Origin of the sequence: Glycocaulis sp. (genome assembly GCF_052168375.1) — a bacterium.
Classification (GTDB): domain Bacteria; phylum Pseudomonadota; class Alphaproteobacteria; order Caulobacterales; family Maricaulaceae; genus Glycocaulis.
This window is the reverse complement of the sequence record NZ_JBQLZR010000218.1, coordinates 1-9666: the sequence shown is the minus strand read 5'-3', so window position 1 is coordinate 9666 and position 9666 is coordinate 1. Positions and strand designations below refer to the sequence as shown.

Annotated in this window: 13 protein-coding genes; 6 read left to right on the top strand and 7 right to left on the bottom strand. The window is 61.9% G+C overall.

Annotation, left to right across the window (positions count from 1 at the left end; translation table 11 throughout):
• Window positions 1-124, bottom strand: a 124-nt coding sequence (locus ACTS2Z_RS08895) for an HU family DNA-binding protein (protein WP_442572863.1), incomplete at its 3' end; no start/stop codon positions are given.
• Window positions 125-333: 209 nt separating this feature from the next.
• Between ACTS2Z_RS08895 and ACTS2Z_RS08890 the strand changes: the two genes are divergently transcribed.
• Window positions 334-531 (top strand): hypothetical protein, encoded by a 198-nt coding sequence (locus ACTS2Z_RS08890; RefSeq protein WP_442572862.1) that lies wholly within the window; start codon window positions 334-336, stop codon window positions 529-531.
• Here the strand turns inward: ACTS2Z_RS08890 and ACTS2Z_RS08885 are convergent.
• The 4 genes from ACTS2Z_RS08885 to ACTS2Z_RS08870 are packed head-to-tail and all read right to left on the bottom strand — an operon-like array spanning window position 519 to window position 3515.
• Window positions 519-935, bottom strand: a complete 417-nt coding sequence (locus ACTS2Z_RS08885) for a PaaI family thioesterase (RefSeq protein WP_442572861.1) — start codon at window positions 933-935, stop codon at window positions 519-521. The genes ACTS2Z_RS08890 and ACTS2Z_RS08885 overlap by 13 nt on opposite strands.
• A 17-nt stretch (window positions 936-952) precedes the next feature.
• A complete protein-coding gene (locus tag ACTS2Z_RS08880; protein WP_442572860.1) occupies window positions 953-1684 on the bottom strand; it encodes a hypothetical protein in 732 nt (243 codons plus the stop codon).
• Complete coding sequence (locus ACTS2Z_RS08875; RefSeq protein ID WP_442572859.1) at window positions 1681-2676, bottom strand: NADP-dependent oxidoreductase; 996 nt, start codon at window positions 2674-2676, stop codon at window positions 1681-1683. The genes ACTS2Z_RS08880 and ACTS2Z_RS08875 overlap by 4 nt, the downstream gene beginning before the upstream one ends.
• A 5-nt stretch (window positions 2677-2681) precedes the next feature.
• Window positions 2682-3515 carry a hypothetical protein gene (locus tag ACTS2Z_RS08870; protein WP_442572858.1) on the bottom strand — a complete coding sequence of 278 codons (834 nt, stop codon included), beginning with the start codon at window positions 3513-3515 and terminating at the stop codon, window positions 2682-2684.
• Window positions 3516-3629: 114 nt separating this feature from the next.
• On the opposite strand from ACTS2Z_RS08870, the gene ACTS2Z_RS08865 reads away from it, so the two are divergent.
• On the top strand, window positions 3630-4574 hold the full coding sequence (locus ACTS2Z_RS08865; protein WP_442572857.1) for a Gfo/Idh/MocA family protein: 945 nt from the start codon (window positions 3630-3632) through the stop codon (window positions 4572-4574).
• An 84-nt stretch (window positions 4575-4658) separates the two neighbouring features.
• Window positions 4659-6005 (top strand): glutamate--tRNA ligase, encoded by a 1347-nt coding sequence (gene gltX / locus ACTS2Z_RS08860; protein ID WP_442572856.1) that lies wholly within the window; start codon window positions 4659-4661, stop codon window positions 6003-6005.
• A gap of 150 nt (window positions 6006-6155) precedes the next feature.
• Here gltX and ACTS2Z_RS08855 read toward each other — a convergent pair whose 3' ends face one another.
• Window positions 6156-6683: a phosphoribosyltransferase gene (locus tag ACTS2Z_RS08855; protein WP_442572855.1), complete on the bottom strand. Its 528-nt coding sequence runs from the start codon at window positions 6681-6683 to the stop codon at window positions 6156-6158.
• Between the two features lie 105 nt (window positions 6684-6788).
• Between ACTS2Z_RS08855 and ACTS2Z_RS08850 the strand changes: the two genes are divergently transcribed.
• On the top strand, window positions 6789-6965 hold the full coding sequence (locus ACTS2Z_RS08850; protein ID WP_188450959.1) for a DUF1328 family protein: 177 nt from the start codon (window positions 6789-6791) through the stop codon (window positions 6963-6965).
• A gap of 43 nt (window positions 6966-7008) precedes the next feature.
• Here ACTS2Z_RS08850 and tyrS read toward each other — a convergent pair whose 3' ends face one another.
• On the bottom strand, window positions 7009-8244 hold the full coding sequence (gene tyrS / locus ACTS2Z_RS08845) for a tyrosine--tRNA ligase (protein ID WP_442572854.1): 1236 nt from the start codon (window positions 8242-8244) through the stop codon (window positions 7009-7011).
• Between the two features lie 92 nt (window positions 8245-8336).
• Here tyrS and ACTS2Z_RS08840 point away from each other — a divergent pair, with 92 nt between their 5' ends.
• Together ACTS2Z_RS08840 and ACTS2Z_RS08835 are read left to right on the top strand one after the other, a co-directional pair.
• The gene (locus ACTS2Z_RS08840) at window positions 8337-9446 is read left to right on the top strand and encodes an anhydro-N-acetylmuramic acid kinase (protein WP_442572853.1); all 1110 of its coding nucleotides are present in this window, start codon (window positions 8337-8339) and stop codon (window positions 9444-9446) included.
• Window positions 9447-9666 (top strand): hypothetical protein (locus ACTS2Z_RS08835; RefSeq protein ID WP_442572852.1); only part of this gene is annotated, 220 nt, incomplete at its 3' end.

Below are 9666 nucleotides of genomic sequence, written 5' to 3'. Positions count from 1 at the left end.
CGGTCTCGCCTTTTTTGCCGGCAGCCACGATGGAGTCGACAAAGGTGTCGATCGCGTCGCTGGCCTGGGCGCGGGTGATGCCAGCCTTGTCGGCGATGGCTGTGGCGAGTTCTGCTTTGTTCATGAGGGTTCCCCCCGGTTGTTTGACGCCTCGCCAGCCGTGATTGGCCAGTTTGGCTGTTCATTGGACGGATGAATCAATCGCGATTCTCATAAGGCATAGCAAGGAAATACAGGCGAGTCGGCAGGTTTTGCGCAGGCATCTGCCATTGATCCGATCCGTATGGTAAACAAAACCTTGAAATCTGGCCCGGTGTTTGCGGAACGGAAAGCATGCAACCGAAACGCGCCCCATTATTGAACATGATCGCCGCGACCGGACTGGCCGTAAGTGTCGCGATTCTTAGCTATGCCGGGTTTGAAGCCCTGTTTTCGAGCCCGCTTCTGGCCGCCCTCACAGGCGCGGTCGTTGGCGGTTTCGTTCTGGGACGCATGCTGCGAAACCGCCCGGCCGGAGCTTATCGCGCGTAGAGCACCATTTGCGTGCAGCGGAAGAGGGCGAGCACCTTGCCGTCGCTTTCGCGCTTCGCCGTCGCGTCCCAGACCTGCGTCGTGCGGCCGAGATGCACGGGCTTTGCCTCGCCCAGCACCCGCCCGTCACGGGCCGTGCCCATGAAGTTCGATTTCAATTCGACGGTGGTGAAGCTCGCCGCGCCCTCCGGCAGATTGGCCATGGCGCCGTAGCCGCACAGGGAATCGACCAGAGCGATGATGCTCGCGGCGTGAAGGAAACCGTTCGGGGCCAGCAAATCCTCGCGCACATCAATGTGGCCCTCGACCTTGGCGGGATCGCTATTGGTGATGACCAGGCCGACAAGGCCCGGCAGCTTGCCAACGCTGACCGCGTTGATCGCGTCCAGATCAGGAGGTGTCATGGTGTGCAGGTCTTTCGTCAGGAGGGCCAGGCGGAGGTGATGATGACGCTGGCGATATTTGCGATGAAGCCGCCGATCAGCACCAGGACCAGTATCGTCACACTCAGGAGGAGGCCCTTGCCTATACGTCCGGGCATGGTGCGTGCCAGTGAGGGCGTTGCCCCGCGAATGAAAGTCATCGCGTAGACGAAAGAGAGAAAGCCGGTCACCAGAAGAGAGATGAAGCCGGTCTGGGCGCCGGACAGGGCGACCGGCATCAGCAGCAGTCCGAAGATCGAACCCGCCGTCAGGATGGCAAAGACGAGGTTCAAGTTGACCGCAAACGGGCGTTTTTCGCCGAAGCGTCCGAGCACCAGCACGGAAAGGGCGGTAAAGCCGCCGACCAGCGGGCCGTGCAGGACGCTCATGATGGAGCCGTATAGCGCGAAGAACTCTTCGCTGGATCGCCCGGTCATCGCTTCGAGTTGCGCAATGGCGGCCGGGTCAGCGGCCTCCATCGACTGGGCAGCGATCGCGCCATACCCGCCCCATATCACCGAGGCTGCAATCTGGATGCCGAGCAAGGCCAGCCAGAGGCGCACCATGGGCGTGTATTGCCCGTCCCGCGCAATGATCGAGCCAAACACCTTGCGCGGAGCGATCAGTAGATCGGCAAGCGAACGTACGGAGCGTAGATTGAAGCCGAAAACCTCTTCGGCCAGTTCACTGCGCTCCTGCCTTGGTGAGGGGGGCTGGCTTTGCTCGCTCACACCTTCACCAGCATCTTTCCGAGGTTTGCGCCCGTGAAGAGGCCGGTAAAGGCTTCGGGTGCCTTTTCAATCCCCTCGTAAATGGTCTCGCGGCTCTTCACCTTGCCGCTCATCATCCAGTTCGACAGGTCCTTGATGAATTCGCCTTGCAGGTCGAAATGCTCGGTCACGATGAAGCCGCGCATCATCAGCGACTTGGTCACGATATTGGTCATGTTGTGCGGGCCGGGGGCTGGCGTCTCGTCATTATAGCGCGAGATCATTCCGCATGCCGCGATGCGGCCGAACTGCTTGAGGACGTCCAGCGCGGCCACCAGGTGATCGCCGCCGACATTCTCGAAATAGGCATGCACGCCATCCGGTGCGGCTTCCTTGACGGCCTTTCTGAGATCCGGGACCGCCTTGTAGTCGATGGCGGCGTCCGCGCCGATTTCGAGGCAGAAATCGGTCTTGGTCTTGCCGCCTGCCGTTGCGATGACGCGTGCCCCCATCGCCTTGGCGAACTGGATGCCGGCAGAGCCGACCGCGCCGGCACCGGCGCTCATCCACAAGGTTTCGCCTTCCTTCAGATCGATAATGCGTTTCAGCCCCGCATAGGCGGTCAGGCCTGTCAGGCCGGCTATGCCCAGATACGCATGAGCGGGAAGCAGTTTGGCATCGACCTTCAACAGGCCCTTGGCGGGCGCGACATAGGCCTCGCGCCAGCCGAACATGCTCATGACGTAATCGCCCTCTTTCAGGGCGTCGGAGCGTGACTTGATGACCTTGCCGACTGCGCCGCCTTCCATGGCCTTTCCGGGCATGAACGGGTCGATATAGGTTTTCAGGCCTGCCATGCGCGGGCGCATGTAGGGATCGACTGAAAGCCATTCATTGGCCACCAGAACCTCGCCTTCGCCCGGTTCCGGCAGGTCCACCTCGGCCAGAGTGAAATATTCCGGCTTCACGTCACCGGTGAAATGGCGGACGAGATGGATTTCGCGAGATTTCATGAGGGCTACTCTTCAGTTGCGGAAGATGGAGGTGCAGCCTCGACCGGTACATCGCTGGAGTCGAGGCTGATGGACATGAGTTCTAGGAATGAAACGCCGTAGTTGAGCTGCAGCACCGCCTCCATACTGCCCATGACCAGGACCATGATCAGCACGGTCGAGGGTATGGTCACCAGTACGCTTGCGATCAGCAGCCCCGTCAGTTTTACCGGACCGAGGCCAAAACCGCCTGATCCGATCCGCATGAGCGCGATGAAGAAGACAATGGCGCTGAGGCTCTGACTGACGATGAACAGGAGCTGGCTGAAAACGAGGAACGGCAGGACAAGCAGCGCAGCAATGATCATGGCGTTGTTGGCAGCCAGGTAGCATTGCAAATGATGCCACCAGCTGATGGACGGGCGGAACAGCTTTATGACTACCAGGTAGGGGATCATACTGATGACCAGGATCGGCCAGTTCAAAAGCCCGCCCCACCGCGACACCGTCGCCGAAACTTCCTCGAAGGTGTGGCCCTGTTCAGCCAGAGCGGAGCGTACCCGGTCCCATCCGTCAGGCGCCATCATGGTTTCGAGCGAAAACATATTGGGCAGGCCGAAAAACGCAATGATCGTGAAGGTCAGGCCCATCAGGCTGATGAACAGGCGCAACGGCGAGAAATACGCGTTGGTGCCAGCTATCACATCGCGTGCAATGCGCGGCGTGAATAGCAGCGTGTCGAGTATTGTTCTGAAAACCAGCGGTCCGAGCGGAAGGCCAACCAGGTCGCTGGCAATCTGGCCAGCCGAATGTTCGCGCTTCGCCGTCCCGGTCTGACCTGCGTCCCGATTTCCGCCCATGGCCCCGCTCCATCAAACTGTGGTCATGGTAGCGTGGCTTTGCCTGCGGGCAATGCCAAGTTTGCCTGCTTTCACCCTTTGTCAGACCGCGTTCAAAATGCAAACTCGCGCGCCATGACACAGTCTCACCAACCCTTGCGCGCCGGGGTCGTCGGCGCGGGCGTGTTCGGCGGCTATCATGCGGGCAAGTACGCCGGCGATGAGCGCACCGAATTCATTGGCGTGTTCGATCCGGTGCGCGACCGCGCGCGTGCCATCGCGCGCCAGTACGGCGCCATCGCCTTTACCTCGCTCAATGCCATGATCGAGGAAGCCGATATCATCACCGTGGCAAGTCCGGCCCTGTTCCACCATGACGCTGCCCACCGAGCACTGTCGGCGGGGCGGCATGTGCTGGTCGAAAAGCCCATTTGCGCCACGGTCGAGGAAGGACGCGAACTTCTCGAGCTCGCCGACCGGTTCGGCCGTGTCCTCCAGGTAGGCCATCAGGAACGCTTCGTCTTTGCGGCCATGGGGCTTTTTGGTGACGTGCCGCCCGCGAAAACCCTTTCCGCCCGCCGGATGGGCACGCCATCGGCGCGCAATCTCGATGTATCGGTGACGCTGGACCTGATGATCCACGATATCGACCTGGTACTGGCGCTCGCTGGCAGCGCGCCGTCCGGTGTCGAGGCTGAAATGCGCGCCGAGCGCGGCGGGCTTGCCGACCATATCGTCACGCGCATGACGTTTCCCGGCGGACTGGTGGCAGAGCTGGAATCGAGCCGCGTCGCGCCCGATCGCGACCGGGTGATGACAATCGGCTTTGAGGGCGGTGCGGTGCTGGATGTCGACTTCATCCGCAAGCGCTTCGAGAACGGGGCGGGCCTGCCGCTGGATCCGGCCTTTGCCGATGCCCCCATGGCGAAGGATTCGCTTGGCGCCAGCGTCGAGAACTTTGTCTCGCGTGTGCTGAACCCGGCTCATGTCAGCCCTGCCGCAGATGCGCGGGCAGGGGTGATGGCGCTTGAGGCCGCGCTAGCCATCGATACCGCTGCGGGCAGCCGCAGCCGGATGTAGGCGAGCGCCATTTGACGCCCGGCAAAGGGCATGGCAAAGCCAGCCGCCTTTCCTTGCAGCTCTCACTCCGTTGGAAATCCGTCCATGTCCGTCAAAGTCCGCTTCGCGCCGAGCCCGACCGGCCTCATCCATGTGGGCAATGTGCGCATTGCCCTGATGAACTGGCTTTTCGCGCGGCGGGAGAATGGCGTCTTTGTTCTGCGCATTGACGATACCGATCTCGAGCGCTCAACCAAGCTGTTCGAGGACCAGATCATCGAGGACCTGCGCTGGCTGGGCCTCGATTTCGATGAGCGTTTCAACCAGTCGCAGCGCTTTGACCTTTACGAAGCGGCGCGCGCAAAGCTGATCGAGACCGGCTATCTCTATCCGTGTTACGAGACAGAAGATGAGCTCGACCGCAAGCGCAAGCTGCAACGCGCGCAAGGCAAGCCGCCGGTCTATGACCGGGCCGCGCTGAACCTCACCGAGGCTGACAAGGCGAAATATGAAGCCGAAGGGCGCAAGCCCCATTGGCGCTTCAAGCTGTCAGGCGGGCGCATCGAGTGGAATGATCTGGTGCGCGGGGCGAGCCATATCGATACCAGCTCGGTTTCCGACCCGATCCTGATCCGCGAGGATGGCAGCTATCTCTATACGCTTCCCAGCGTCGTCGATGATCTTGAGGCCGGCATCACCCATGTGATCCGCGGCGAGGACCATGTCACCAACTCGGCGGCCCAGATCGAGATTTTCGAAGCGCTGGGTGGCAAGGGCTGTGCGCCGGCCATGGCACACTTCCCGCTTCTGGTCGGCTCGGACGGTGAAAAACTCTCCAAGCGCATTGGCGGCCTTTCGGTGAAGGCGCTGCGCGAGGAGGAGGGTATCGAGCCGATGGCGATACTGTCCCTGCTGGCAAAGCTCGGCACGTCCGATGCCATCGAGGCGCGCGCTGATCTGGCGTCGCTTGTCTCCGAACTCGATTTTTCCAAGGTTTCGCGCACGCCTGCGCGCTTCGACTTTGCCGAGATGGAGCGCCTGAACGCGAAGCTGATCCATGAGGCGGGCTTCCTCGCCGTGCAGCCGCGTCTCGAAGCGCTGGGCATCGAGGGCGGGGAAACCTTCTGGAACGCGGTGCGTCCCAATCTCAACCGGCTCAAGGATGCCGCGGACTGGTGGCAATTGGTCGAGGGACCGGTGACGCCGGTGATCGAGGATGCAGACTATGCCGCAAAGGCTGCCGCGCTTCTGCCGGACGGCGCCTTGACGCGCGAAAGCTGGGGTGCGTGGACCTCTGCCATCAAGGCGGAAACCGGCCGGAAGGGGCGCGAGCTCTTCATGCCGCTGCGCCAGGCGCTGACCGGTCAGAGCCATGGCCCGGAAATGGATGTGGTGCTGATGCTGATTGGCCGGGACAAGGCGCTCGCCCGGCTGTCGGGCAAGGCGGCCTAGTATTTCTTCTTAATGCTCCGCACATCCGTGCGTCGCGCTCCTCGCCAAAGCTGCGGGCGCGCGGTCGCGCTTGCGGTCCGCTTCGCGGCCCGAGGAGCCTTTGGCCTCTCAAGCGGGTTGCCGGGCTTGACCCGGGGTCCAGTCTACCCCTCACAGAAACCCGTTCGGCACCGGCTTGTGCGTGCGGATTTCCTCTGCGCTCAGGCCTTCCAGCTCATGCGGAAAGACCAGCCAGTCAGCCGTCTCATGAACGTGGTAGTCGGGCCGGACAGGCGTTTCATTGCGGTCCGGCTTGAACCAGGCCACCGCGATGCGCACGTCGTAGCGCCCCTTCAATGCGGCCAGAACGGCGGCCAGCGTGTGGCCTCGGTCCAGTACATCATCGACGACCAGCAGGCGGCTTCCGGCCGGCAGCACCGCCGTAAGCGCGTCCAGCCCGCTGATCGCGATTTCCGCCTTGCGGGTGTCGATGCCGGTGTAGGAATGGGCCGCCAGCGGCGAATGGCCGGCTTTCAGCCCCTTCCAGACCAATGCCTCGTGCAAGGCAATCGCGATGGGACAGCCGCCGCGCCATAACCCGACAAGATGATCGGGATGCCAGCCGCTCTTCAGAACGGCATCGGCCAGTGCAAACCCGTCCCGGACAAGGCTGTCTGCGGTGATGAAATGCTTGGCCATTTGCAGGTCCGGAAAAGTGGAGGTGAAAAGTTTTGGGTGCGGTGCGGAACGCATTGAAGGGGGCGGCGTTATCCGGTCGTGTCCATTATCGGAAAGGATAGCAATATGCTTCGTCTTGCGCTGGCCTTCTTTATCGTAGCCATTATCGCGGCAGTCTTCGGCTTTGGTGGCATTGCCGCCGGTGCTGCCAGTATTGCCCAGATACTTTTCTTCCTGTTTGTGGTTCTGTTCCTGATCGCGCTGGTTGTGGGACTGATCCGCGGGCGTTCGCCGCGAATATAGACCATTTGACTACAGGGTAATCGATGTAAGGCCGGGCTTCCCCTTAGCCCGGCCTTACCAATGCGTGACGCTTCTTGCCGACCGACAGCTTGACGGCGCCGTCCTTGAGGTCAGGCGTTGAAAGAACCCTGCCAAGGTCGGCTTCGGCCTCGTCATTCACCTTGACCGCGCCTTCGCCGAGCTTGCGCTTGGCCTCGCCTTTCGAGGCGCACAATCCCGCATCCACCAGAGCGTCCAGAAGAGCGATACCGGCGTTCAGATCGCCTGTAATTGTGGGCAGGGCATCACCTGCACCACCGCCGGCAAAGGTGGCTCTTGCGGTAGCCTCGGCCTCCCGGCTTGCGGCTTCGCCGTGCAGCATTGCGGTGGCCGCGTTGGCCAGCGCAATCTTTGCATCATTGATCTCGGCGCCCTGCAGGGCTTCGAGACGGGCAATTTCGGCAAGCGGAATGTCGGTGAACAGCTTCAGGAAGCGGCCGACATCGGCGTCCTCGGTATTGCGCCAGAACTGCCAATATTCATAAGCGCTCTTCATGTCAGCATTGAGCCAGACAGCACCATCAGCCGTCTTGCCCATCTTGGCGCCCGAAGCGCTGGTGATCAGGGGCGTCGTGAAGCCGAAGACTTCCTTGCCATCCACGCGGCGGCACAGCTCCACGCCATTGATGATATTGCCCCACTGGTCCGCGCCGCCAAGCTGCAGCGCGGTGCCAAAGCGGCGGTTCAGCTCCAGATAATCTACCGCCTGGAGGAGCATGTAGTTGAACTCCAGGAAGGTCATGGGCTGCTCACGGTCAAGCCGCAGCTTGACGCTGTCAAAGCTGAGCATGCGGTTGATCGTGAAATGCGTCCCGTAATCACGAAGGAAGTCGAGATAGCCATACTCGCCCAGCCATTCGTCATTGTTGACGACGACGGCTTCCTTCATGTCGAGAAGCGCGCCGAAGGGCTTCAATATCCCTTCCTTGTTCTCGGCAATGATTTCCGGCGTCAGCATCGGGCGGCTTGTGTCGCGGCCCGTAGGATCACCCACTTTCGTGGTCGCGCCTCCCATGAGGACGATCGGCTTGTGGCCGGCCTGTTGCAGGCGGCGCAGCAGCATGATCTGCACCAGCGAGCCGACATGCAGCGAGCGCGCGGTCAGGTCAAAACCGATATAGCCGCTGATCGCTCCGGAAGCGGCACGCTTGTCCAGCCCCTCAATATCGGTTGCCTGATAGAGATAGCCGCGTTCCACCAGCGTGCGGACGAGATCGGATTCGTAGCTGTTGGTGGTCATGGCGGGGCTTTCCTGTGAATGCGAACAGGGCGCTAATAGCAGCATTGCACGCGGGTATGGAAGGCGCAGGGCCATCCGATGAGAGAGATGCTATGAAGCTTGCTGGCCTGATGAGCGGAACATCGCTGGATGGCGTGGATGTCGCGCTGCTGGAGAGCGATGGAGAGCGGCTGACCCGCTTCGGTCCGGGGCTGGAGCGGCCCTACAGCTCCGCAGAACGCAAGGGCTTGCTGGCAGCCGTCGATGCCGCTCTCCAGTGGCGCTGGCAGGGTGAGGCTCCGTCTGCCTTTGCCGAGGCCGAACGCATTCTCACGCTCACTCACGGCGAGGCCGTCGAGGCGGTGTGTGCAAAGGCTGGTCTTTCGCCGTCAGAGCTCGACGCGGTCGGCTTTCATGGCCAGACCGTGCTGCATCAGGCACCACTCAATGGCGTGAAGGGGCGCACACTGCAACTCGCTGACGGGCAGGCGTTGAGCGACAGGCTGGGCTGCCGGGTGGTCTATGATTTCCGGACCGCCGATGTGGAAGCAGGCGGGCAAGGCGCGCCGCTGGTGCCGGTCTATCACCGTGCCCTGAGCCAATGGTCGGGCCTCGAATGGCCTCTGGGCGTCATCAATATCGGCGGCGTGGCGAACATCACCCACATTGCGGCGGACGGTACGCTGACGGCCTTCGACACTGGCCCCGGTAATGGCCTCATCGACGCTTTCGTCGAGGCTCGCACCGGCGAGATCATGGACCGCAATGGCGAGATCGCCGCGCGCGGCCGCATCCATGAAGCCGCCTTCGCAGAGTTTCTCGACAATCCCTATTTCTCCCGGCCAGGCCCCAAATCGCTCGACCGCTGGGATTTCTCGCTGGATACGGTGCGCAACCTGTCACTGGAGGACGGGGCCGCGACCCTGACCGGACTTACCGCAAAGACCATCGCGATGGGCGTTGCCGCCTTGCCCGACGAGCCACGGCGTCTGGTGCTGTGTGGCGGCGGGCGGCGAAATGCGACGCTTGCCGAGCTGGTTGCCGCGGCCACGGGCATGAAAGTGTATTCAGCCGAGACGCTGGGCTGGCGCGGCGACCTCGTTGAGGCTGAGGCCTTCGCCTTCCTCGCTGCGCGCGTGATTGCAGGCCTGCCGTTCACTTACCCTGGCACGACAGGCGTGAAAGCGCCGATGGGCGGGGGAAAGATAGTGGGAGGAGCGTAGATGGATCAGGAGCCTCGGCGAACCGCTTGGGATATTTATTTTGATGTTGTGATGAGTCTACTTCGCGGGTTTCTGTTTTTAGCGCTCGCGGTGCTAGTGCTGATCATGGTCTTGAACGTCCGCCATTTCATCGAAGAGGGGGCTGGGTGGCAGGAGTGGCTGCAGTTGTTGCCAGTTGTGCCAATGGCAGCGCTATTCATTCTATTCGAACGTGGCCTCG